Origin of the sequence: Niallia sp. Kr1, assembly GCF_050389805.1 — a bacterium.
GTDB lineage: Bacteria > Bacillota > Bacilli > Bacillales > Cytobacillaceae > Bacillus_BD.
Genome location: NZ_CP130945.1, coordinates 110001 through 135501, shown reverse-complemented (window position 1 = coordinate 135501; position 25501 = coordinate 110001). Strand labels below are relative to the sequence as shown.

25 protein-coding genes, 2 rRNA genes and 2 other annotated features (1 of these 29 running past the window's edge) are annotated in these 25501 nt (G+C 37.8%); all 27 genes read right to left on the bottom strand.

Features of this window, described 5'->3' with window-relative positions:
* Positions 1–29 precede the first annotated feature (29 nt).
* Positions 30–3587 carry a DNA-directed RNA polymerase subunit beta gene (rpoB, locus tag Q5760_RS00640; protein WP_428910380.1) on the bottom strand — a complete coding sequence of 1186 codons (3558 nt, stop codon included), beginning with the start codon at positions 3585–3587 and terminating at the stop codon, positions 30–32.
* A gap of 308 nt (positions 3588–3895) precedes the next feature.
* Positions 3896–4498: a class I SAM-dependent methyltransferase gene (locus Q5760_RS00635; RefSeq protein ID WP_428910379.1), complete on the bottom strand. Its 603-nt coding sequence runs from the start codon at positions 4496–4498 to the stop codon at positions 3896–3898.
* Positions 4499–4610: 112 nt separating this feature from the next.
* Positions 4611–4973, bottom strand: a complete 363-nt coding sequence (gene rplL, locus Q5760_RS00630; protein ID WP_428910378.1) for a 50S ribosomal protein L7/L12 — start codon at positions 4971–4973, stop codon at positions 4611–4613.
* 44 nt (positions 4974–5017) lie between these two features.
* Positions 5018–5521 (bottom strand): 50S ribosomal protein L10, encoded by a 504-nt coding sequence (gene rplJ, locus Q5760_RS00625; protein ID WP_428910377.1) that lies wholly within the window; start codon positions 5519–5521, stop codon positions 5018–5020.
* 35 nt (positions 5522–5556) lie between these two features.
* Positions 5557–5710, bottom strand: a sequence feature (ribosomal protein L10 leader region).
* 233 nt (positions 5711–5943) lie between these two features.
* The gene (gene rplA, locus Q5760_RS00620) at positions 5944–6633 is read right to left on the bottom strand and encodes a 50S ribosomal protein L1 (protein ID WP_428910376.1); all 690 of its coding nucleotides are present in this window, start codon (positions 6631–6633) and stop codon (positions 5944–5946) included.
* Positions 6634–6756: 123 nt separating this feature from the next.
* A complete protein-coding gene (gene rplK / locus Q5760_RS00615) occupies positions 6757–7182 on the bottom strand; it encodes a 50S ribosomal protein L11 (protein ID WP_428910375.1) in 426 nt (141 codons plus the stop codon).
* 181 nt (positions 7183–7363) lie between these two features.
* Positions 7364–7897: a transcription termination/antitermination protein NusG gene (gene nusG, locus Q5760_RS00610; RefSeq protein ID WP_428910374.1), complete on the bottom strand. Its 534-nt coding sequence runs from the start codon at positions 7895–7897 to the stop codon at positions 7364–7366.
* A gap of 185 nt (positions 7898–8082) precedes the next feature.
* Positions 8083–8265 (bottom strand): preprotein translocase subunit SecE, encoded by a 183-nt coding sequence (gene secE, locus Q5760_RS00605; RefSeq protein WP_428910373.1) that lies wholly within the window; start codon positions 8263–8265, stop codon positions 8083–8085.
* Between the two features lie 54 nt (positions 8266–8319).
* A complete protein-coding gene (gene rpmG / locus Q5760_RS00600) occupies positions 8320–8463 on the bottom strand; it encodes a 50S ribosomal protein L33 (RefSeq protein WP_428910372.1) in 144 nt (47 codons plus the stop codon).
* 77 nt (positions 8464–8540) lie between these two features.
* Complete coding sequence (sigH, locus tag Q5760_RS00595; protein WP_428912466.1) at positions 8541–9227, bottom strand: RNA polymerase sporulation sigma factor SigH; 687 nt, start codon at positions 9225–9227, stop codon at positions 8541–8543.
* A 46-nt stretch (positions 9228–9273) separates the two neighbouring features.
* Positions 9274–9780, bottom strand: coding sequence for an NYN domain-containing protein (locus Q5760_RS00590; protein WP_428910371.1), 507 nt, complete (start codon positions 9778–9780; stop codon positions 9274–9276).
* A gap of 2 nt (positions 9781–9782) precedes the next feature.
* Entirely contained in the window at positions 9783–10526 is a 744-nt protein-coding gene (rlmB, locus tag Q5760_RS00585; protein ID WP_428910370.1) for a 23S rRNA (guanosine(2251)-2'-O)-methyltransferase RlmB, read from the bottom strand.
* A 1-nt stretch (position 10527) separates the two neighbouring features.
* The gene (locus tag Q5760_RS00580; RefSeq protein WP_428910369.1) at positions 10528–10947 is read right to left on the bottom strand and encodes a Mini-ribonuclease 3; all 420 of its coding nucleotides are present in this window, start codon (positions 10945–10947) and stop codon (positions 10528–10530) included.
* Between the two features lie 3 nt (positions 10948–10950).
* A complete protein-coding gene (gene cysS, locus Q5760_RS00575) occupies positions 10951–12348 on the bottom strand; it encodes a cysteine--tRNA ligase (protein ID WP_428910368.1) in 1398 nt (465 codons plus the stop codon).
* Complete coding sequence (gene epsC, locus Q5760_RS00570) at positions 12329–13000, bottom strand: serine O-acetyltransferase EpsC (protein WP_428910367.1); 672 nt, start codon at positions 12998–13000, stop codon at positions 12329–12331. The genes cysS and epsC overlap by 20 nt, the downstream gene beginning before the upstream one ends.
* Positions 13001–13393: 393 nt before the next feature.
* Positions 13394–13618: a binding site (T-box leader), on the bottom strand.
* A 45-nt stretch (positions 13619–13663) separates the two neighbouring features.
* The gene (gene gltX / locus Q5760_RS00565) at positions 13664–15118 is read right to left on the bottom strand and encodes a glutamate--tRNA ligase (RefSeq protein WP_428910366.1); all 1455 of its coding nucleotides are present in this window, start codon (positions 15116–15118) and stop codon (positions 13664–13666) included.
* Positions 15119–15159: 41 nt separating this feature from the next.
* A complete protein-coding gene (gene ispF / locus Q5760_RS00560) occupies positions 15160–15636 on the bottom strand; it encodes a 2-C-methyl-D-erythritol 2,4-cyclodiphosphate synthase (RefSeq protein WP_428910365.1) in 477 nt (158 codons plus the stop codon).
* 20 nt (positions 15637–15656) lie between these two features.
* The gene (gene ispD / locus Q5760_RS00555; RefSeq protein ID WP_428910364.1) at positions 15657–16343 is read right to left on the bottom strand and encodes a 2-C-methyl-D-erythritol 4-phosphate cytidylyltransferase; all 687 of its coding nucleotides are present in this window, start codon (positions 16341–16343) and stop codon (positions 15657–15659) included.
* A 25-nt stretch (positions 16344–16368) separates the two neighbouring features.
* Positions 16369–17451, bottom strand: a complete 1083-nt coding sequence (locus tag Q5760_RS00550) for a PIN/TRAM domain-containing protein (RefSeq protein WP_428910363.1) — start codon at positions 17449–17451, stop codon at positions 16369–16371.
* Positions 17452–17673: 222 nt separating this feature from the next.
* Positions 17674–18717, bottom strand: coding sequence for a DNA integrity scanning diadenylate cyclase DisA (gene disA, locus Q5760_RS00545; protein ID WP_428912465.1), 1044 nt, complete (start codon positions 18715–18717; stop codon positions 17674–17676).
* A gap of 34 nt (positions 18718–18751) precedes the next feature.
* Positions 18752–20128, bottom strand: coding sequence for a DNA repair protein RadA (radA, locus tag Q5760_RS00540; RefSeq protein ID WP_428910362.1), 1377 nt, complete (start codon positions 20126–20128; stop codon positions 18752–18754).
* Between the two features lie 165 nt (positions 20129–20293).
* Positions 20294–22744, bottom strand: a complete 2451-nt coding sequence (clpC, locus tag Q5760_RS00535; protein ID WP_428910361.1) for an ATP-dependent protease ATP-binding subunit ClpC — start codon at positions 22742–22744, stop codon at positions 20294–20296.
* Between the two features lie 20 nt (positions 22745–22764).
* The gene (locus Q5760_RS00530) at positions 22765–23835 is read right to left on the bottom strand and encodes a protein arginine kinase (RefSeq protein ID WP_428910360.1); all 1071 of its coding nucleotides are present in this window, start codon (positions 23833–23835) and stop codon (positions 22765–22767) included.
* A 1-nt stretch (position 23836) separates the two neighbouring features.
* Entirely contained in the window at positions 23837–24382 is a 546-nt protein-coding gene (locus Q5760_RS00525; RefSeq protein ID WP_428910359.1) for a UvrB/UvrC motif-containing protein, read from the bottom strand.
* A gap of 20 nt (positions 24383–24402) precedes the next feature.
* Positions 24403–24864 (bottom strand): CtsR family transcriptional regulator, encoded by a 462-nt coding sequence (locus Q5760_RS00520; protein ID WP_428910358.1) that lies wholly within the window; start codon positions 24862–24864, stop codon positions 24403–24405.
* A gap of 345 nt (positions 24865–25209) precedes the next feature.
* Positions 25210–25325 (bottom strand): 5S ribosomal RNA (gene rrf, locus Q5760_RS00515).
* 73 nt (positions 25326–25398) lie between these two features.
* Positions 25399–25501 (bottom strand): 23S ribosomal RNA (locus tag Q5760_RS00510) (it continues 2833 nt past the right edge of the window).

Genomic DNA, 25501 nt, shown 5'->3' with positions numbered 1-25501 from the left:
AGGGGATTTTAAAGTGAACAAGCTTTCAATTATTCGTTTGAGCCAACTTTTTCAGATTCTGCTTCAACAGGTTCAGGGGTCAATGTAAAAGACTCTGCTTGTTGCATTTCATCCTCATCTTCTGTATCTCTCATTTCGATTTCTTCTTCATCACCAGACAGAATCTTAACATCCAAGCCTAAGCTTTGTAGTTCTTTAATTAATACTTTAAAGGATTCTGGAACACCTGGTTCTGGGACATTTTCACCTTTTACAATCGCTTCATACGTTTTCACACGACCAACAACGTCATCTGACTTCACCGTTAAGATCTCTTGTAAAGTATACGCTGCACCATAAGCTTCTAATGCCCAAACTTCCATCTCTCCAAAACGTTGTCCACCAAACTGCGCCTTACCACCAAGCGGTTGCTGTGTAACAAGCGAGTATGGGCCAGTTGAACGAGCATGAAGCTTATCATCAACCATGTGTGCTAGTTTAATCATATACATGATTCCGACTGAAACACGGTTATCAAATGGTTCGCCTGTTCTACCATCATATAAAACGGTCTTAGCATCATGTGCCATTCCAGCTTCTTGAATTGTATCCCATACATCTTCTTCAGTCGCTCCATCAAATACTGGTGAGGCTACATGAATTCCGAGATATCTTGCCGCCATACCCAAATGAAGTTCAAGCACCTGCCCGATATTCATACGGGAAGGAACGCCTAATGGGTTTAACATGATATCAACTGGTGTACCGTCAGGCAAATATGGCATATCTTCTTCCGGCAAAATACGAGAGATAACCCCTTTATTACCGTGTCGTCCAGCCATTTTGTCACCGGCAGAGATTTTACGTTTTTGAACAATATAAACACGAACAAGTTGATTAACTCCTGGTGGAAGTTCATCTCCATCTTCACGATTAAAGACTCTTACATCTAGAACAATTCCGCCGCCACCATGTGGTACACGTAATGACGTATCACGAACTTCTCGTGCTTTTTCTCCAAAAATGGCATGTAAAAGTCGTTCTTCTGCTGTTAACTCAGTTACACCTTTTGGCGTTACTTTCCCAACTAGTAGATCTCCGTCTTTTACCTCTGCACCGATTCGGATAATTCCTCTTTCATCAAGGTTACGAAGGGCATCCTCCCCAACGTTTGGGATATCACGAGTGATTTCTTCTGGTCCTAGTTTTGTATCACGTGATTCTGACTCATATTCTTCAATATGAATAGAAGTGTATACGTCATCCTTTACTAGACGTTCACTCATGATGATAGCATCCTCATAGTTGTAACCATCCCATGTCATAAAGGCAACCAATACATTTCGACCTAAAGCTAACTCTCCAAGCTCCATAGATGGACCGTCTGCAAGGATTTCACCTTTTGTAACATGATCACCTATAGAAACAATAGGTTTCTGATTAAAGCACATTCCATTGTTAGAACGCTTGAATTTTTGTAAACGATATTTATCAAGATCACCTTTAACCGTTTGACCATCCACTTCTTGTATACGACGAACCCATACTTCACGGGCCTCAACATGCTCTACAATACCGTCATGCTTACAAATAACCGCAGCTCCAGAGTCTTTACCAGATACATATTCCATACCTGTTCCAACACGTGGTGCTTCTGGTTGCATGAGCGGCACTGCTTGACGTTGCATGTTTGCTCCCATTAGAGCACGGTTTGAGTCATCGTTTTCTAAGAATGGAATACATGCAGTCGCTGCAGATACAACCTGTTTCGGTGATACATCCATATAATCAATTTTTTCGCGATCAACAGCTGTGTTTTCACCGCGGAAACGAGCTAAAACTTCCTCGTCAAGAAATGATCCATCTTCACCAAGTCGAGCATTTGCCTGTGCCACTACGTAGTTATCTTCTTCATCGGCTGTTAAATAGTCGATATGAGATGTAACTCTTCCTGTTTCAGGATCCACTTTACGGTAAGGAGTCTCAATGAAACCAAATTTATTAACCTTTGCATAAGATGACAATGAGTTAATTAATCCAATGTTTGGACCTTCCGGAGTTTCAATTGGACACATACGACCATAGTGTGAATAGTGAACGTCACGAACTTCCATACCAGCACGTTCACGTGTTAAACCACCTGGTCCTAATGCAGATAAACGTCTTTTATGGGTTAATTCCGCAAGTGGATTGGTTTGATCCATGAATTGTGATAATTGCGAACTTCCGAAGAACTCTTTAATGGACGCAATAACAGGTCGAATATTGATTAATTGTTGTGGTGTAATTGTGTTTGTATCTTGAATGGACATTCTTTCTCTTACAACACGTTCCATCCTTGATAAACCAATACGGAATTGGTTTTGTAATAATTCACCAACAGAACGTAATCGACGATTTCCTAAATGGTCGATATCATCTGTATGACCAACACTATATAATAAGTTAAAGAAGTAGCTGATTGATGCAACAATATCAGCAGGTGATATATGTTTAACTGCGTCTTCAACATAAGCGTTACTAATTACGTTGATGACTTTGTCATCTTCATTTGGTGCATAAATTTTAATAGATTGAAGTAAAACATCTTCATCTAGTACGCCACCATATAAACTTAAATTCTTGAAACCAGCATTTTTTTCTAATGCCGGAATAATCCGATCGAGTGTACGACGATCAAGAATGGTTCCTTTTTCGACGATGATTTCTCCCGTTTCGGAATCAACTAAAGTTTCGGCAATACGGTGCCCAAACAATCTATTCTTGATATGCAATTTTTTATTAATTTTATAACGCCCAACATTCGCTAAATCATATCGTTTTGGATCAAAGAATCTTGAAATTAATAAACTCTTTGCATTTTCTACAGTTGGAGGTTCTCCTGGACGTAGTCGTTCATAAATTTCTAGTAAGGCCTTTTCAGAGCTTTCTGTATTGTCCTTTTCTAACGTATTGCGCAAATACTCATTATCACCAATCAAATCAAGAATTTCTTGATCAGATCCTAGACCTAGAGCACGCAAAAGAACCGTAACTGGCAGTTTCCGAGTACGATCAATTCTTACATACACAACATCCTTAGCGTCTGTTTCATACTCAAGCCATGCTCCACGGTTAGGAATAACAGTAGCTGTATAGCCTCTTTTACCGTTCTTATCCATTTTGGCGCTGTAGTAAACGCTTGGTGAACGCACGAGTTGAGAAACAATAACACGCTCTGCTCCATTAATAACAAATGTGCCTGTTTCGGTCATTAACGGAAAATCACCCATAAAGACATCTTGGTCTTTTACTTCACCTGTTTCCTTATTAACAAGACGTACCTTTACACGTAGCGGTGCTGAATATGTAACATCTCGATCTTTTGATTCCGCAACAGAATATTTTGGTTCGCCAAGACTGTAATCAATAAATTCAAGTGTTAGATTACCAGTAAAATCTTCAATTGGTGAAATATCTGCAAACATTTCACGTAAACCTTCATCAAGAAACCATTGATATGACGCGGTTTGAATTTCAATTAAATTTGGTAATTCTAATACCTCACTGATTCGTGCGTAACTTCTTCGTTGGCGGTGTCGTCCATACTGAACTAGTTGACCTATCAACTGATTCACCCCTCAAATCAAGCGTTATTTGTGAAATTTATTACTATCAAATAGAAAAACAAATGATTTTCATTTCCTTTTCTATATGAACAAAAAGAAAAAGGGTTTTCAAATCCAAAAACCACATTTCCACAATACGACTATTATTTTATCAGTTTCTCCAGCTATACCAATTTTATACAATATGTGTTAAAATTAGCAGATTAGAGAAAATAATCTATTGGCATTTTACAATGCTATCACACTGGTTTGCCCAAGTCAACATTTTTGTTGAAAAACTCCATAAAACATATTGACAAAACAACATTCTATAGTTTTGTTGCTTTAATAATAAAATAACCCTTCTTTTTCACGATCACTTCAACATCCCCAAAAAGACTTGAAAGTTTTTCGATTGTCGAAGGAGCTCCTTGCTTTTTCTGAATCACAACCCATAACTCTCCATTAGGCAAAAGACACTGAGCGCTTTGTTCATAAATCTTGTGTACGGTCTTTTTACCAGCTCGTATTGGTGGATTCGTTAAAATGACTGCAAATTTCTGATCCATTACTGAACTTAAACAATCGCTTTCTATAATAGTAGTGTTTTGAATCCCATTCAAGCCACTATTATCCTTTGCTAGTTGAAGGGCTCTCGCATTCACGTCAACCATATAGACTCTTCGCTCCTCCCAGCTTTTTGCGATCGTTAAGCCGATTGGACCATAACCACAACCTACGTCAAGTATATCACCCTGTAATTCAGGCATTTGAAAGGTTTCTATTAATAATTTAGAACCAAAGTCTATATCGCCTTTTGAGAAAACTCCGTTATCTGTTTTAAAACGAAGCTTTATGTTTCTTAACTCAGCATTCCAATATTTTGGTTCGCTCTCAACATTTTGTGTTCGGGAATAATAATGTTCAGACATGGAATCACCTCCACTCGGAGATACATGTTTTTCACATGTATATTATTTTTGAGGAATAAACTTAGTAGTTATAAAAAAGCCCGCTTACGCAGCGAGCTTTTTAACTAGATTATTACTTAACTTCAACGCCAGCTCCAACTTCTTCAAGTTTAGCTTTAACTTCTTCAGCCTCTTCTTTAGAAACGCCTTCTTTGATTGCTTTTGGAGTGTTGTCAACAAGTTCTTTTGCTTCTTTAAGACCAAGACCAGTGATTTCACGTACCACTTTGATAACCTTGATTTTTTGGTCGCCTGCAGATGCAAGTACAACATCAAATTCAGTTTGCTCTTCAGCAGCAGCACCAGCAGCACCGCCAACAACAGCTACAGGAGCTGCAGCAGTTACTCCGAATTCTTCTTCAATTGCTTTTACTAAGTCGTTTAATTCTAAAACAGTCATATTTTTTACTGCTTCAATGATTTGTTCTTTAGTCATTTTGAATTTCCTCCTAATTTTTGTTTTATATAAGAACGATTAACTTACGCGCCTTGTTCTTCTTTTTGATCTGCAACTGCTTTTGTAGCAAGAGCAAGATTTCTGATAGGTGCTTGAAGCACGCTGAGTAACATAGAAAGTAAACCTTCGCGTGATGGAAGTTCTGCTAAAGCTTTAACTTCTTCAACCGAAGCGATGTTTCCCTCGATTACACCTGCTTTAATTTCTAATGCTTCATGTTTCTTTGCGAATTCATTAATAATTTTAGCTGGAGCAACAACATCTTCTGTACTGAACGCAATTGCGTTAGGACCAGTTAACGCTTCGTTAAGTCCTGTTAATTCAACTGCTTCAGCCGCACGGCGAGTCATAGAGTTTTTGTATACTTTAAACTCGATCCCTGCTTCACGAAGTTGTTTACGAAGTTCAGTCACTTCTGCAACATTTAGTCCACGGTAATCAACAACAACCGTAGATTTACTAGATTTTAATTTATCAGCAATCTCTGTTACGACTTGTTTCTTTTGTTCAATGATTGCACTGCCCATTCTATACACCTCCTGTAAGAATTAATGCATTCATACCGGTCAATAAAATACCTCCACATCAATATAGACATGGAGGTATTTATACAATAGTCGTTTAAAAACGCACGTTAAATATCTATCGTATGAACCTCGGCAGGAAATTAAGCGCACATGCGCACCTACTGTCTACGGTACAAATGTTATTATATTTTTTGCAACAGAATCTATTATATTAACTAGATCCATGTTTGTCAACAACAATTTCAAATTCACTCGTCGAATTTGCGCCAAGATTTTTTCGAGCTCGCTCGAAAACTTCCATTAAAAAATCTGAGCATCCGCCGGAGGCAAATTTCACTCAGTCAATGTTTTAAAATTGACTGAATTTATATAATCTATATTTCATTCATATCCTAAAAATAATAATGGAGCTGAATGAAGTTTTAAACAGATGCTACGTCAATTTTTACGCTAGGTCCCATAGTAGAAGTAATTGCTACATTCTTCATATAAGTCCCTTTAGCAGCAGCTGGTTTTACTTTTTGCATTGTATCGAAAATAGTATTGAAGTTTTCAACTAATTTCTCATCTTCGAAAGAAACCTTACCGATAGGAACATGGATGTTTCCAGCTTTATCAACGCGGTATTCAACTTTACCAGCTTTGATTTCATTAACAGCTTTAGCAACATCAAAAGTAACAGTACCCGTCTTAGGGTTTGGCATTAAACCTTTAGGTCCTAATACACGACCAAGTTTACCAACTTCACCCATCATGTCTGGTGTAGCTACGATTACATCAAATTCAAACCAACCTTGAGTGATTTTATTGATATATTCGCTATCACCTACATAATCAGCTCCAGCAGCTTCTGCCTCTTTCGCTTTTTCACCTTTAGCAAATACTAATACTTTTTGTGTTTTACCAGTTCCATTAGGAAGAACGACTGCACCACGAATTTGTTGGTCAGCTTTCTTAGGGTCTACTCCTAAACGGAATGCAACTTCTACAGATGCATCAAATTTTGTGAAGCTTGTTTTCTTCACAAGTTCTACTGCTTCATTTACAGGGTAAAATTTAGTACGATCGATAAGCTTCGCAGCTTCTACATACTTCTTACCTTTTTTAGCCATTATGATTTCCTCCTTGTTTGTGGTTTTAGCGGAATAACCTCCCACGTTAAAAGCACTACATACACAGTAATAAAGGTTGCGAGTGGCTAGCGTGTCCCCCACAACCTTTATTAAGACAATAAATTAGTCTTCGATCGTAATGCCCATGCTGCGTGCAGTACCTTCAACCATACGCATAGCTGCTTCAACACTTGCCGCATTTAAGTCAGGCATTTTTGTTTCAGCAATCTCGCGTACTTTATCACGCTTAACTGTTGCTACTTTATTACGGTTAGGTTGACCTGAACCTGACTCAATTCCAGCTGCTTTTTTAAGAAGTACAGCAGCAGGCGGAGTTTTCGTAATAAATGTAAATGAACGGTCTTCAAATACCGTAATTTCAACCGGAATGATCAATCCAGCTTGTTCAGCTGTACGAGCATTAAACTCCTTACAGAATCCCATGATGTTAACACCCGCTTGACCTAGTGCAGGACCAACTGGTGGAGCTGGATTAGCTTTTGCAGCAGGGATTTGTAATTTAACTACCTTAATTACTTTTTTAGCCACGAGACACACCTCCTTAAGTCCGTGATGTGGTAATAGGGATCCATGTGATTTGAGTCCCTCCCACTCAATCTATCGTCTCTATTAGTTAATAAAGAACTATACCATCGGTTATATCTCATGTTGAGACATACTGACTTTTGAAATGTTACCACTTTTTCTTTCTAATTTCAAGTTCTCCTGATCATATTTTTTCAATTTGTGTATATTCTAATTCGACAGGAGTATCTCGACCGAACATATTTACCAATACTTTTACTTTCGCTTTATCCCTATCGATTTCTTCAATTGGTCCTGTATAATTTGCAAACGGACCTTCTTTTACTTGTACCGTTTCACCAATTTCAAAATCAATATCAACTGGTTTATCCTGAACGCCTAAAAGTTTTAAGATCGATTGAACTTCTTCAGCTAATAGTGGAGTTGGTTTGGATCCAGCCCCAGCTGAACCGACAAATCCAGTTACTCCAGGTGTATTACGTACGACATACCAAGAATCATCTGTCATCACTAATTCTACTAAAACATACCCAGGGAATACTTTGCGTTTTACAACTTTTTTCTTACCGTTCTTAATATCGGTTTCTTCCTCCTCCGGTACGATGACTCGGAAGATTTTATCTTGCATACCCATAGACTCAACACGCTTTTCTAGATTGGCCTTAACTTTATTTTCATAACCAGAGTACGTGTGAACTACATACCAGTTCTTTTCCATTCAAGAGGACTAAACGTCCTTCCCTCCCTGCGAAATATTTAAGAAAAGCGAAGTGCTTGGATTTGATTCGCCTAGTTGGACACTTCAAACTAAAAACTTTTCTCCATACAAACCAAAAAACCCGTTACCGGGCTCTTTTGTTGTTTTCCTTTGTTATTTTCCATTATACCATTAGATGGTGGGTGTTATTCAAGAATAAAGCGAATCAAATTCGAAATGCCTAAGTCAATGACTGCGAAAAAGAGTGCAAAGAATACCACGGTTCCAAGAACTGTAAATGTATAACTTGTTAATTCTTTTCGTTTTGGCCAACTCACCTTTCTCATTTCACGTCCAACTTCACGGAAAAAATTCACGATGCGTTGCATTTCTTAACCTCCAAACTCCATACATGAAGTGATTTCTACTATATATAGTACTAGCTACTTTGTTTCTCGGTGGATCGTATGAGATTGGCATTGATCACAATATTTTTTTAATTCTAGACGCTGTGTATCCTGTTTGCTCATGGTTGAGTAATTTCTCGACCCACATTTTGAGCATGCAAGAACTGTTTTTTTTCTCATTTCCGCACCTACTATAGCTCTATTATAACATTAAAAATGTAACATGCCCTTTTTTCTCTGTCAACAACAGCAGGCATTTAAAGGGAAAACTCTCGTACTTCTAAATACCGTTCTAACTTTCTCTTTACTCGTTGAAGAGCATTATCGATCGATTTAACATGGCGATTTAATTCCTCTGATATTTCTTGATAAGATTGTCCATCCAAATACAAAGAAAGGACTTTTCTCTCGAGATCACTTAATAACTCCGCCATCTTCACTTCTATATGATCAAACTCTTCTTGATTTATAATTAATTCTTCAGGGTCTAACACTTTTGCACCTGATATTACATCCATTAATGTTCGGTCTGATTCTTCATCATAGATAGGTTTATCCAACGATACGTAGGAGTTTAGTGGAATATGTTTCTGCCTAGTTGCTGTTTTAATAGCAGTAATAATTTGTCTTGTGATACATAACTCCGCAAACGCCTTAAAAGATGAAAGCTTGTCCTCTTTAAAATCCCGAATCGCTTTGTACAGACCAATCATGCCTTCTTGCACAATATCCTCCCGATCAGCTCCAATTAAAAAATAAGATCGGGCCTTTGCACGCACGAAATTACGATATTTATGAATTAAAAAATCGAGCGCCTCACTGTCGCCCTTGTGTACTAGTTCAATGATTTGTTCATCCTCTAGTTCAATAAAATGGATCTGATCGTCGTTTAGCTTTGTCCCGAAGTATGAATTCAATTCAAGTCCCCCTGACCGCACAAGCATGCTAGCCATATTATACAGCACTTAAATTTCCAGCGTCAACCAATTCTTACTCCCCTCGACGCCATTTTTCAAAAATTTCAGCCATTTCGTCACTTAATAGTATTTTTGAGGGTGGTTTTTCTTCTGTGATATGTTTTACTTTCTTTCCAATAGCTGTTTCAATCGATTCCATTTCAATTAATAATTCTCTTGCAGATTTCCTTAATGCCCCTTGTCCAAAAATAGCCCATTGCTCTGTATAATCAGATGTCGCCACATGAATTTGCGTTTTACGGTTGCTCAATGCAATCGCTAATTTCTCGATCCGCTCATCCGCTGTTTCATTTTCCTTTGTAAAAATAACATCGATTTGGTAATTTTTGTACTTTTTCTCTAGTCCCTGTACTCCATAGGCATCAAAAACGACAATGACTTTGTAACCCGTAAACCCTTGGTATTCAGCCATCTTCTCTACTAACTTATCTCGAGCTTGCGCAAGGTCTTTTTTCTTTAATTCTTGAAGCTGATGCCATGACCCAATAATGTTATAACCATCTACTAGTAAAATGTTCATATTTATCCCTCTAGTGGATACCGTTTTCGATATACTTCATACATCAGTAAAGCCCCTGCAACAGAAGCGTTTAATGATGTAACATGACCAACCATTGGCAATCGAATAAGGAAATCACATTTATCTCGAACAAGTCTTCCCATGCCTTTTCCTTCACTTCCGATCACAAGACCTAATGGCATTTTAGCGTCGAATTGACGATAATCCTGTTTGCCCTTTGCATCTGTTCCAACAATCCAGATGCCTCTCTCTTTCAATTCGTCAATCGTTCTAGCCATATTAGTTACCCGAACAACAGGAATATGTTCGATCGCTCCCGTTGAAGCCTTCGCAACTGTAGCGGTCAGACCCACTGCTCGACGTTTCGGAATAATAATCCCATGTGCACCTGTAGCATCAGCCGTCCTCATAATGGAGCCTAAATTATGAGGGTCTTCTATTTCATCCAATAATAAAAAGAAAGGAACTTCGTTTTTTTGCTCTGCCTTTGCGAATAAGTCATCTATTTCGGAATATTGATAGGCTGCTACCTGTGCTAGGACGCCTTGATGATTTCCCTCTACCATTCCATCTATTTTTTTCTTTGGAACAAATTGCACTAATACATTAGCTTCTTTTGCAAGGTTAATCACTTGCTGCATTTGCCCTCGTCCAGATCCATCAGCAATCCAAATTTTATTAATATCACGCTCTGAACGTAATGCTTCAAGAACTGCATTTTTACCCATAATAAAGTCTTCACTCATATTAATTTCCTCCTTTCACCTGGTCAATGATTTGGAAAGCATGTCTAATAATCGTTTCAAGTCTTTCTTGATTCCCCGCTAAATAAAGGGAACCTATTAAAGCTTCAAAAGCTGTACTGTAGCGGTAGGTTTGTACATCCGTATTTTTTGGGATTGATCCAGACTTTGCATTTCTTCCCCTTTTTAGAATCGCTATTTCCTCTTCAGAGAAAAAATCTTCATCCTTCATTTGATGAAGAATATTAGATTGAGCTTTAGCCGAAACATATCGAGTCGCTTCTTTATGAAGTAGATGGGGCTTTACTTGACCACGCTGTAGTAAATGATATCTCACATAAGTTTCAAGGACAGCATCGCCCATATAAGCCAGGGCGAGACTGTTTAATTGTTTTTCATCTATCTTTTTTGGATAGTGGAGCATGCTTTATCCTCTTTTCCATCTTGTTCCTTGAGGTGTATCCTCTAAAATAATATTTAAATCCTTTAATTGATCACGTATTTCATCAGCTAGTTGGAAATTACGATCTTTACGAGCCTGAATTCTTTTCTGAATCAATTCTTCAATTTCCTCATCAAGCAACTCTTCTTCCTTAATTTGTAATCCTAACACATTTAGCAATTCATCAAATAAAGAAAGGAAGCTATCGATTATTTCCACTGATGTATTCTTTTCTAATAAGTAGCGATTCGCTAAAGTGGATGCCTCAAACAAAACAGATATTGCATTTGCCGTATTAAAATCATCATCCATGACCTTAATAAATGAGTCTCTTAATCCATCGATATCCTTAAGCCATTCTTGATTATTTTCCGTTAAATCTGTGCTTGCTTCTTTACGATGGTTCAGGTTTTGATACGAAGTTTTGATTCTTTCTAATCCAGCTTTTGTATTCTCTAATAGTTCAGCACTATAGTTAATTGGATGACGATAATGAACCGAAAGCATAAATAATCGTAATACTTGCGGATCGACTTCTTTTAAAATATCATGCACTAATACAAAGTTACCAAGGGATTTTGACATTTTTTCGTTATCAATATTAATATAACCATTATGCATCCAATAGCGAGCAAATGGTTTTCCTGTCAAAGCTTCAGATTGTGCAATTTCGTTCTCATGATGCGGGAACGCCAAGTCTTGACCACCTGCATGGATATCAATGGTTTCTCCTAGATATTTCTTCGCCATCGCAGAGCATTCAATATGCCAGCCAGGTCTACCTTGCCCCCATGGACTTTCCCAGTATATTTCCCCTTCTTTAGCGCCTTTCCAGAGAGCAAAATCAAGGGAATCCTTTTTCTTCTCACCTACTGCGATACGTGCACCAATTCGCAGCTCATCAATGGATTGATGAGATAATTTCCCGTATCCTTCGAAGCGTCTTGTATGAAAGTACACATCTCCTTCAGATTCGTAAGCATATCCTTTTTCAATCAAAACCTTAATAAAATCAATAATGATATCCATATTGTCTGTAACACGAGGATGAACATCCGCTTTTTGGCAACCTAGTGCAGACACATCCTCAAAATAAGCCTCAATAAAGCGATCGGCAATCGCAGGCACATCCGTTCCCAATTCATTCGCTACTCGAATTAATTTATCATCAACATCTGTAAAATTAGAAATAAAACGTACATCATAGCCGCGATATTGGAAATATCTCCGTACAGTATCAAACACAATGGCTGGTCTAGCATTTCCGATATGAATATAGTTGTATACGGTAGGACCACAAACATACATTTTGACTTTTCCTTCTTCTAAAGGAATGAAGTCTTCTTTCTTCCTTGTGAGAGTATTATAAATTTGAATAGTCATGGTGCTTTTGGCTCCTTTCCTTCTTTAAGTTTTCTATTTCAAGGTTTAATTTTTCAATAGTAGCTTGCATTTCATTTAAGCGGTCGGCAACTGGGTCTGGTAAATTAGCATGATTTAAATCTTTTTTGACTTTTACACCATCTTGGACAACAATTCGTCCTGGTATGCCTACAATTGTAGAGTTATCTGGTACATCCTGAAGAACAACAGAACCGGCACCTACTTTTGCATTTTCACCAATGGTAATAGCCCCTAATACTTTGGCACCGCTTGAAATTAGCGCATTATCCTTAACCGTTGGATGGCGTTTTCCTTTCTCCTTCCCAGTTCCACCTAAAGTTACCCCTTGATAAATCGTTACATTATCCCCGATTTCACAAGTTTCGCCGATGACAACCCCCATTCCGTGGTCAATAAAAAGTTTCTTACCGATCTTTGCACCTGGATGAATCTCAATTCCAGTGAAGAATCGACTAATCTGTGATACAACACGTGCTAGGAAAAAAAACTTCCTTTTGTGAAGGGCATGTGCGAGTCGATGTGACCAAATGGCGTGAAGTCCTGAATACGTTAGAATCACTTCAAATCGACTGCGAGCTGCTGGATCTTGTTCAAAAATGACATCAATGTCTTCCTTTAAATTCCTAAACATACACTTCCCCTCCATTCATAGAAATGCGCAAGCGCCTTCGGAACAAAAAGCTTTTTGTTCCTGTGAAACATACTCAAGAAGTGATTACTTGAGTGCTCAACTCCGTATGGAATGACTTGCACAGGATATGCAGACATCGACGTTCGCCACAGAACGTGGCGGTCTTAGTCGATGTTCCCATTGAGATAAAGGAAACACGATAAGCATGCTAATGCGAATCGATGTTGACTTATCGTTGGGGAAGAAGCAGGAAGTCCACTAGGAGTCGGCTGCTTACGCTAAATATCAATCTAACTTCAAAAACTTATCTTTCTTAGCTTCTAATATGTTCTGTGCTATATTGACCTAAAAATTGTATGTTTTACGGTACAAAAAAAGCGCCTCTGTCTATACGACAGAGACGCTTTTTTTAGCGCGGTTCCACTCTGTTTAGGTCTCACACTTACAAGACCTCACTCTCCCCATATAACGGTGGTGAACCGCCTGTATCTACTGTAATTTCAAAACAGGACTCTGAGGTGCATTCAGAAAATGAGCGGCTTTAAACCTCTTTCAGCCAATGGAGGTTCTCTCTAACAAAAGCTTCATTTTCTTACTATTTCTCATCAACGTTTTTTCCGAATCTATTTACTTTACTATATTACATTTTTAGGGAATTGTTAATCAAATTAATTGCTTAACCCTTGACTCAACCTTATCTTTCCCTAATAGTTCAATGGTCTTCATCAAATCAGGTCCGTGAATTTGCCCTGTTGCAGCAGCACGGATTGGCATAAACAGTTTTTTCCCTTTATGACCTGTTGACTTCTGAACAGTCTTCACAGCCTTTTTAATTTCTTCAGCCGTAAAGGTCTCTAAATTCCCAACCTCGCTCAAAAAGGCTGTGAGGACTTCTGGTACCTGTTCTTCTGAAAGTACTTCTTTCGCTTCGTCATCCATAACCACTTCATCATTGAAAAAAAGCTTTGAGAGTTCTACGATTTCAGCACCGTAACTCATTCTTTCTTGATTCAAACCAATTAATTCACGAACCCAATGGTCCTCTTGCTCAGAACGATTTTCCTCAATAAGACCTTCTTTAACTAAATGTGGAAGAGTAATATCAATCACACGGTCAAGTTCAAGCTTTTTCATATATTGATTATTCATCCACGCAAGCTTTTGTTTATCAAATAAAGCTGGAGACTTGGAGAGACGTTTACTATCAAAAATCTTAATAAATTCTTCTTTTGAGAAAATCTCTTCCTCACCCTCAGGTGACCAGCCTAATAAAGCAATAAAGTTAAATAAAGCTTCTGGAATATAGCCAAGCTCTTCATATTGCTCAATGAATTGAATAATCGATCCGTCACGCTTGCTGAGTTTTTTACGACTTTCATTTACAATTAACGTCATATGTCCAAAAATAGGTGGTTCCCAGCCAAACGCTTCATAAATCATTAACTGCTTTGGTGTATTCGAAATATGGTCATCACCTCGTAATACATGCGTCATTTCCATGAGATGATCATCAACTGTAACCGCAAAGTTGTAGGTTGGGATACCGTCTTTTTTAACAATTACATGGTCGCCAATTCCATCACTTTCAAAGGAAACATGACCTTTTACCATGTCATCAAATGAATAGATTTTACCCTGTGGGACTTTAAAACGAATACTTGGCTTTCTACCTTCCGCTTCTAGCTTTTCCTGCTCTCCATTTGATAAATGACGGCATTTACCTGAATACTGTGGTGTTTCCCCTTTTGCTATTTGCGCTTCACGTTCTTGCTCTAGTTCTTCCTCTGTACAATAACATTTATAAGCAAGACCTTTTTCTAAAAGTTCATTGTAATACGTTTCATAAATATGGTTTCGTTCAGATTGACGGTATGGACCGTATTCGCCACCAACATCAACCCCCTCATCCCAATCAATTCCTAACCACTTTAAATATTTTAGTTGACTTGCTTCTCCACCTTCAACATTTCGCTTTTGATCGGTGTCTTCAATCCGAATAATAAACTTACCATTTTGATTTCGAGCAAATAAATAATTAAATAAGGCCGTACGTGCATTCCCTATATGCAAAAAACCAGTAGGACTTGGCGCATATCTCACGCGAACTTCTTTTGTCATTGAGGATTCCTCCAAAGGTAAAAAAATTCTTTAATTCAATCTTATCTTTTTTTAAGCAATACGACAGCTTGAGCTGCAATTCCTTCTTCACGACCAGGAAAGCCTAATTTTTCCGTTGTCGTTGCTTTGACGTTAATGCAATCCGGAGTGGTTTCTAAAAGCTCTGCAATTCTCTCAGTCATTTGTCCAATATATGGAGCCATCTTTGGCTTCTGAGCAATAATCGTACAATCTGCGTTTACTAACTCATATCCTCTTTCTTTCACAAGCCCCCATACATGTTGGAGCAAAACACTCGAATCTGCATCCTTAAATTTCGGGTCAGTGTCTGGAAAATGCCTTCCAATATCGCCTTCGCCAATTGCACCTAAACAGGCATCCGTAACCGTATGTAATAATACATCAGCATCAGAATGTCCTTTCAATCCCTTTTCATAGGGGATCGTTATCCCCCCTATAATCAGAGGACGGTTCTCAGCTAACTGATGAACATCAAATCCTTGTCCAATACGAAACATTGAGTCTATCTCCTTTTACTCTATTTACGACTCCGCTTATGTAAAATCGTTTCTGCTACAAATAAATCTTCTGGCGTCGTTAATTTTATATTGTCGTAGTTTCCCTCAACAATTATAACATCATGACCCAATCGTTCAACAAGACTGGCATCATCGGTACCTAAAAAACTCTCTTTCATGGCTGATTGGTGTGCCCTCCGCAAGAGGGGCATACGAAAAGCTTGTGGGGTTTGGACAGCCCACAAGCTAGAACGTTCGACCGTTTCAATCACTTTGTTACCGATGACTTTTTTAACGGTATCTTTTACGGGAACAGCAGGTACAGATGCTCCAGATTCTTCAGCCGCTACAACTAAATCATGGATTAAATCAATATCTACAAAGGGACGGGCCCCATCATGAACCAAGACAATTCCTTCATCTTCTATTGACTGCACTCCATTAAATACACTGTATTGCCGCTCACGACCACCTGTTGTAAAAGCTGTTACCTTCTTAATTCCAAACCGTTTTAAGGAGCGTTGAAATTCATTCTTTTCGTCATCATTAATAACAAGAATGACACCTTCACAATTATCATCCTGTTCAAAGACCTTTAACGTATGAATAAAAATAGGTTCCCCTTTTAATTCTAGAAAAAGTTTGTTTTTCCCTACTCCCATTCTCTTCCCCTGACCTGCTGCAGGGATAATGACTCTATAAGTCATAGCCGAACTCCTATCTTTTCTAGCATTATAATGCTTTTTCTAGTAGTTTCGGTTTTGCAAAGATCATTCGACCTGCAGATGTTTGCAAAACACTCGTCACAAGTACATCAAGATGCTTACCGATATAATTACGTCCTTCTTCTACCACAATCATTGTACCGTCATCTAAATAAGCAATTCCTTGATTATGTTCTTTTCCATCTTTAATGACTTGAACATTCATTTCTTCCCCTGGTAACACGACTGGTTTCACCGCGTTTGCCAAATCGTTAATATTTAAAACCGCTACTTTTTGTAATTCACATACTTTATTTAAGTTAAAGTCGTTCGTTACAACGACACCATTGGTGATTTTAGCCAACTTGACTAGTTTACTGTCCACTTCTTGAATGTCCTCAAAATCACCTTCATAGATTTCAACCTTAATTTTAAGTTCCTTTTGGATTCGATTTAAGATATCTAGACCTCTTCTTCCCCGATTTCTTTTTAACACATCAGAGGAATCCGCAATATGTTGTAATTCAGCTAAAACAAACTGCGGAATCACAATCGTACCTTCTAGAAAGCCAGTCTGACAAATATCTGCAATCCTACCATCGATAATAACACTCGTATCTAGAATCTTCAAACCTTTTTCTGGCGCTTTAGGTGTTTCTTCCTCTACTGATTTCTTCTTTTGTCTTAAAAATAAACCTAGTAACTCTTCTTTCTTTTTGAAACCCACTTGGAAACCTAAATAACCGAATAATAACGTTAAAAGGATCGGAGCTACCGTGTTTAAAATCGGGACAGATATGGCGTTTAGAGCATATCCAATTAAAAAGGCGACAATAAGTCCAAAACCTAGTCCAACGCTACCTGAAATAATGTCTGTGATCGGTGCCCTTACCAAAGATTCCTCAATCCATTTAATAAAATTCACAACATGATCAATCGCCCAGAAAGTAAGTAAATAAAATATAAGAGAGCCCAAAATAACTGATACATATGGATTATTAATTAGAGGAATGTCATTAGTAAATAGTAAATTATAAACATCAGGAATTAAAAATAGACCCAAGGTACCTCCTGTGATAAGGAAACACACTTGAACAATTCGTCTTAACATTCCTTCACCTCCTTCATATTAAGTATTAACATTTTAAACAAATCGAAACCTTCTTTATATATATTTTACTATAAAAATCTCTTTAACACCCATTACAAACACATTAAAAGACATTACAAAACTTGGACATCATGGTAGCATTTCAGTAAATAAAATGTGTTTATTTGTACTTCATTAAAAGGAATAAGTTCATTTTCTTGTAAGCAACCATTAAGGTCCTTTTTAGACATGGCGATCTGCGAGTAATTGGTCTTTCATTAACTTTAAGCCCTCTTTTATTTTTCGAGCTCTTACTTCCCCAATCCCATCTACTTCATCTAATTCCTCAACCGTTGCTTTAATGATGAAAGGAAGTTGTTGGAATTGATCAATCAAATTTTCAATGATGATAAGTGGTAGACGTGAGATTTTACTTAACATTCGATAACCGCGGGGACATTTCAATTCATCTAGATGGATATAACCTTGATAACCTAATTGTTTTAGAATAACATGATCATCTATTATTTCTAAGTGGGATAGCTCCTGAAATTTCTGTAATACTTCATTTTCATTAACCTTTCTAGTTTGAGAATAGTCTTTGATGACCAGCTTAAACTCATTCTCCATATTAGAAAGAAGTTCATTCATTTGTAAGCGAATTAATCGCCCTTCCGTACCTAATTCATTTAAATAGGATAACAATTCATTCTTAATCCTTAATACCATTCTAAAACGCTGAATAACTTGAAGAATGTCATTAAATGTAACAACTTCCTCAAACTCTAATAAACTTAGATTCGATACACTTTGTTCTAAAACAACTTTATATTTTTCAAGTGTCTGTAAGGCTTGATTTGCCTTTGTTAAAATAACCGCTATATCCCTGAGGGCATACTGCAAATGACCTTGATAAAGAGTAATGACATGTCTTCTTTGAGAAATGGCAATGACAAGGTTGCCAGTTTGTTTAGCTACTCTTTCAGCTGTACGATGACGCATTCCCGTTTCAGAGGAAGGAATGGTCGTATCTGGCGTTAATTGTGCATTAGCAATAAGGATTTTATTTCCCACTTCATTTAAAATGATCGCCCCATCCATTTTGGCAAGCTCATATAAGTTACTCGGGGAAAACGAGCAATTAATTTGAAATCCACCATCTACAATATCTTTCACTTTTTCGTTATAGCCTAATACAATAAGTCCTCCTGTATTGGCTCTAAGGACATTTTCTATTCCTTCTCGGATAGGCGTGCCAGGGGCCATAAGGGACAAGATTTTACTCATCGTCTGATCGTAAACCCTTTTATTATCCACAAATTCACCCTCCTAATACAGCTTGTAATGCTTCCTTGACTGTCTTCACTCCAACCAATTGAATTCCATTTGGGGCTTTCCAGCCTCCTATATTATTAGCCGGTAAGATAATTCTTTCAAAACCCAATTTTTCAGCTTCTTGTACACGCTGTTCTATTCTTGAAACCCTTCTTACCTCACCTGTTAATCCAACTTCACCAATAATGCAGTCGGTTGCCTTTGTCGGTTTATCGAGAAAACTTGAAGCAATGCTAATCGCGACTGCTAAATCAATCGCAGGTTCATCTAATTTGACACCTCCTGCAACTTTCAAATACGCATCTTGGTTTTGAAGAAGCATGCCGACTCTTTTTTCTAAAACAGCCATTAATAACGGCACCCGATTATGATCAATTCCAGTTGCCATTCGTCTAGGATTCCCAAAGCTTGTAGGAGAGATTAATGCTTGAATTTCAACAAGAACAGGTCTAGTTCCCTCCATAGAAGCAACAACCGTTGAGCCTGCTGCACCTTGAGAGCGCTCCTCTAAAAACATTTCCGATGGATTCTCAACTTCTTCTAAGCCCGATTCCCTCATTTCAAAAATACCCATTTCGTTAGTAGACCCAAATCGATTTTTGACCGCTCGCAAAATACGATATGTATGATGGCGCTCACCCTCAAAATATAAAACGGTATCTACCATATGCTCCAATATACGAGGACCTGCGATGGAGCCTTCCTTCGTTACATGACCAACAATAAAAATCGCAATCCCTTTTGTTTTTGCAATTCGCATAAGCTCAGCTGTACATTCTCGTACCTGAGACACACTCCCTGCTGCTGAAGTAATTTCTGGATGGTAAATAGTTTGAATGGAATCAATAATGACAAATTCAGGTTTTGACTTTTCAATGGTTAAGCTAATCTCTTCAAGATTTGTTTCAGCATATACCTTTAACTGGTCAGAAGAGACTTCTAACCTTTCCGCTCTTAACTTTGTTTGTCGCAGCGATTCTTCCCCAGAAATATATAGAACCGAATGCTTTTTGTTTGCTAGTTGTGAAGATACTTGAAGTAATAAGGTTGACTTTCCAATTCCAGGGTCTCCTCCAATTAAGACAAGAGAACCTTTTACAATTCCTCCCCCTAATACTCGGTCTAACTCTTTTGAATCCGTATTGATTCTAGGTTCATCAACTATGTCAATAGCTGTTATACTTATAGGCTTTGAGGCAGTTGTCATCCCCTCTGAATGAGCAAAAACTCCTCTTTTTGCCGGGGCTTTTTCCACCTCTTCTACCATTTTATTCCATGCGCCACAACCAGGACATTTCCCCATCCATTTAGGAGACTCATAACCGCATTCCTGACACATAAATTTTGTTTTTCTTTTTGCCATATAACTTCATCACTTTCTGTATTTATCTTGAAAGTATATTATACTCCTTTTACCGATTAAACATGATTAATACGAGTGTTTTCTTCCCTTTTTAAAAAAGGAGTACACGTATTCTTCGTGTACCCCCCTTATGAAAAGTATTATTCTTGTTGTCTGTATGGATAACTAGTTTTGCAGTTGAGACTCAGGAGTTGCTGATGAAGAACGAATAACAAACTCATCATTTTCAACATCAATGGTTACATTTTGCCCTGTTAAAACAGCTCCTTTAAGGAGTTCTTCCGATAAACGGTCCTCAATATGCTTTTGAATCGCTCTGCGAAGTGGTCTTGCTCCGTATTCAGGATCATACCCTTCCTTAGCAATTTTCTCTAAAGCAGCATCTGTTAGTTCTAGAGAAATATCTTGCTCTTTTAATCGTTTAATTAATTGATTAGCTAAAAGAACAACAATTTCTTTCAAATGTTTTTTCTCTAAGGAATGGAACACAATAGTTTCATCTACACGATTTAGGAATTCAGGACGGAATGCTTTTTTCAATTCCTCCATTACTTTTCCTTTCATGTCCTTATATTCTTGTTGAGTGTCATTAATATTAAAGCCAACGTATTTATTTTGTTTTAATGCCGATGCACCAACGTTTGACGTCATAATTACAACCGTATTACGGAAATCAACCGTTCTTCCTTTTGAATCCGTTAATCTTCCATCATCCAATACTTGTAACAGAATATTAAACACGTCTGGATGTGCTTTTTCAATTTCATCTAGTAAAACAACAGAATATGGCTTTCTTCTTACCTTTTCTGTAAGCTGTCCGCCCTCTTCATAGCCTACATATCCTGGCGGTGATCCAACTAAACGAGAAGTTGAGTGTTTTTCCATATACTCTGACATGTCAATACGAATCATTGCATCTTCGTCACCGAACATCGCTTCCGCTAAGGCTCTAGCTAATTCCGTTTTTCCTACCCCTGTTGGTCCTAAGAAGATAAAGGAGCCAATTGGGCGTTTTGGATCTTTTAATCCTGCACGTGCACGGCGAACAGCTTTAGAGATAGCAACAACCGCTTCATCTTGGCCAATAACGCGAGAGTGAAGAATCCCTTCAAGATTTAAAAGTTTATCCGTTTCTGTTTGAGCCAGTCGTGATACAGGAATTCCAGTCCAGCTCGCTACAACGCTTGCTACATCTTCTACTGTGACTTCACTATTTTCCTGACCTTGTTTTTCCTTCCAAGCCTTCTTCGTTTCTTCTAATTGTTCACGAAGACGTTGTTCAGAATCTCTTAGTGAAGCTGCCTTTTCAAATTCCTGACTTTGAACAGCTGCATCTTTTTCTTTGCGGATCTCTTCTAATTTAACTTCTAACTCTTTTAAATCAGGTGGTGTCGTATAAGAACGAAGACGTACTTTTGATCCTGCTTCATCAATTAAATCAATCGCCTTATCTGGAAGGAAACGATCGGAAATATAACGATCCGATAATTTCACAGCTGCTTCAATCGCTTCATCTGTAATAGACACTCGATGATGCGCTTCATAACGATCCCGTAAACCTTTTAGAATTTGAACGGATTCTTCGGCAGTTGGTTCGTCTACCGTAATTGGTTGGAAACGTCTTTCTAAAGCTGCATCTTTTTCAATATATTTTCTATATTCGTCTAACGTTGTGGCACCAATACATTGAAGTTCTCCACGTGCAAGAGATGGCTTAAGGATATTCGATGCATCAATAGCGCCTTCAGCACCACCAGCACCGATTAATGTATGAAGTTCATCAATAAATAAAATGATATTTCCAGCCTGGCGAATTTCATCCATTACCTTTTTCAAACGATCTTCAAACTCTCCACGATATTTCGTACCGGCCACAACTGTACCCATATCTAAGGTCATGACCCGTTTGTTACGTAAAATTTCGGGTACTTCATTTTGAACAATTTGTTGTGCAAGTCCTTCAGCAATCGCTGTTTTACCAACACCAGGTTCCCCAATTAAAACAGGGTTATTTTTGGTACGACGACTTAATACCTCAATTACACGCTGAATCTCTTTACTACGACCAATAACAGGATCTAAACTTCCTTCACGTGCAATTGCGGTTAAGTCACGAGCAAGACTATCAAGAGTAGGGGTATTGGCATTTGTTGTTGATCCGCCTTGATGTGAACCTGATTCATTGCTTCCAAGAAGTTGTAGCACTTGTTGACGAGCTTTATTTAGACTGACACCAAGGTTATTCAATACTCGTGCAGCAACGCCCTCTCCTTCACGGATAAGTCCTAATAAGATATGTTCTGTACCTACATAGGAATGACCCAGTTTACGTGCTTCATCCATGGATAACTCAGTAACCTTTTTTGCTCGTGGGGTATAATGGATCGATCCAGGTGTATCCTGACCTCTTCCAATTAAATCCTCTACCTCTTTTTGGATTTTTTCAGAACTTAGTCCTAGCGCATATAGAGCTTTTGCAGCTATTCCTTCCCCTTCACGAACTAGACCTAATAAAATGTGCTCTGTACCAATATTATTATGACCTAGGCGGATGGCCTCTTCCTGAGCTAAAGCTAATACTTTCTGAGCTCTTTCTGTAAATCGTCCAAACATCATATCCACTTCCTCCCTACTCTTTATAATGTTTTTTCCATATTGAGTCTTTCTCTTATTAAAGAAGCCCGTCGAATATCCCGTTCATTTGGTCTTAATGGACCACCGGCATATTGTTGTAAAAATCCAGGCTGGGTTAATATCATTAATTCATTCAATATATTGCGTGGAATTTCTTTGATATAGCCAATGTCAATGCCCAGTCTTACATCTGATAAGCATTTGGCTGCTTCCTTTGATTCAATAATACGGCTATTCATTAGTACCCCTAGTGAACGAAATACTCGATCTTCAAGCTGAATATTTGAAGTTTTTATTAATGTATCACGAACAGCTCTCTCTTGGGAAACAATTTGACTAACTACACTTTGTAAATCTTCGACAATGTCCTGTTCAGATTTACCTAATGTAATTTGGTTTGAAATTTGAAAGATATTTCCTAATGCTTCGCTGCCTTCGCCATAAATTCCTCTAACCACTAACCCTAATTGATTAATAGCTGGAATAATGCGATTCATTTGATGAGTCATAACAAGTCCTGGAAGATGCATCATAACAGAAGCTCGAAGTCCTGTTCCTACATTAGTCGGACAACTAGTTAAATAACCAAACTTTTCATCATAAGCAAAATCAATTTCTTCTTCAATCCAATCATCTATTTCAAAAGCAGTATTGAGCGCTTCTTGCAATTGTAACCCTGGGTATAAACACTGAATCCTTATATGGTCTTCCTCGTTAATCATAATGCTTACTTCTTCATTTTCGGAGAGTAAACAAGCACCGTGATTCGCATTTTCAGCTAAATGAGGGCTAATGAGATGTTTTTCGACCAATACTCTTTTTTGAAGAGGTTGTAATTCCTCCATCATTAACAAATCCATATTTCCCATTTTCGTATATGGACCTTGTTCAATGCGACTTCTAATGGTTTCAATTACCTGTAAAGCCTCTTCATTTGAATTAAGAAATGAATATTTATATTGGTCAATATTTCTAGCTAAGCGTATTCTAGAACTTAATACAATATCACCATCAGGTCCTTCAGCGCTCATCCAAGAGCTGACCGCTTTATTTAAAAATCTTTCTAATGACAACTTAATTCCCTCCCCCACTAGCATTGTCTAGTTTCTGGTCTAGTAGGCGAATTTCATCTCGAACAAGAGCTGCCTTTTCAAATTCTTCATTGGCAATCAATTGTTGGAGTTGAACTTTTAGTTCCTCAATATTCTTCTTAATATGCATCGTCCCACCAACACGTTTTGGAATCTTTCCGTGATGTGACCAATTTCCTCCATGAAGTCTTTTAAATATAGGTGTTAACTCTTCTTTAAAAGTGGAATAACATTGGGTACAACCAAATCTTCCTACTTTTAAAAATTGATTAAAGGTCATCTTGCAATGACTGCACTGAAGGACCTCTTGTTGTTGGAATGGATTTTGATGCTGTTGAATAGTAGGCTCTATATTAAATAAACCTGCTAGTAAATTATTTATGGAAAAACCAGAAGTGTTATTGAACATGTACATTTCACCTTTTTCTTGTGCACAATGTTCACATAGATGAAACTCTTCCTTTTCACCATTTATAATTTTTGTAAAATGTAGGGTAGCAGGACGTTGATTACACTCCTGACATATCATAAAATCACCTCTTAAGCTCCTCACTTAAATTTTAATGTTTGAAGCATTGCCTTTAACATTCTTGCCCGTAATTCATCACGATGTGGAAGGTCTATATATAAAACCGAACGGTCGATGACACTTAACATGATTCTAGCCTCTCGTTTTGAAATGATTTCTTCCTCTACTAAACGATAAATCACATCTTCAGCACTGCTTTGAGAGAGTCTATCTTTTATTATTTCTATTAGTTGATCGATTAGGTGCGCGTGATCATATGAATGGACCTTCATGATCCGTATATATCCTCCACCGCCACGCTTACTTTCCACCACATAACCTTTTTCTATTGTAAAACGGGTATTTATTACATAGTTAATCTGCGAAGGAACGCATTGGAATTTATCCGCAATTTCGTTACGCTTGATTTCTACTACTTCTCTTTCGCTCATCTCTAGGACTTGTTTTAAGTAGCTTTCAATAATATCTGAGATATTTCTCACCAAGCTTCCTCCCCTCTGACTTTGACTATATTTGACTTTTATTATACATGATTTACTCCTTTGTATGCAAATAATCAGACTCTAATAATTTTGCCATTTTTACAGCTTCTCAAACGTGTGGAGGGCTTATTAATAAAATATGTAGAAGAGAAAATACAAGTGAATCCTATGTAGTAGTATTATATATATTTATTGAATATGTGATCATGATAATTTTTTAATATTTGATTGGTTTTGTGATCATTAAATGAGAGATGAGGATGGAATAAAGATTCAAGGAAAAAATTTGGAAGAAAATTTATCTCTATAACAAAAAAGAGTATCCATTATAGATACTCTTTTTTTGCTTGGCGACGTCCTACTCTCACAGGGGTAAAACCCCAACTACCATCGGCGCTGAGAAGCTTAACTTCCGTGTTCGGGATGGGAACGGGTGTGACCTTCTCGCCATTGTCACCAAACTATATAGATGAGAGATTGTTCTCTCAAAACTAGATAATGCTGAAGAAAGAAATATTGAGTAATGCCTTGTTTTTGGTTAAGTCCTCGACCGATTAGTATTTGTCAGCTCCACATGTCACCATGCTTCCACCTCAAACCTATCAACCTGATCATCTTTCAGGGGTCTTACTAGTTT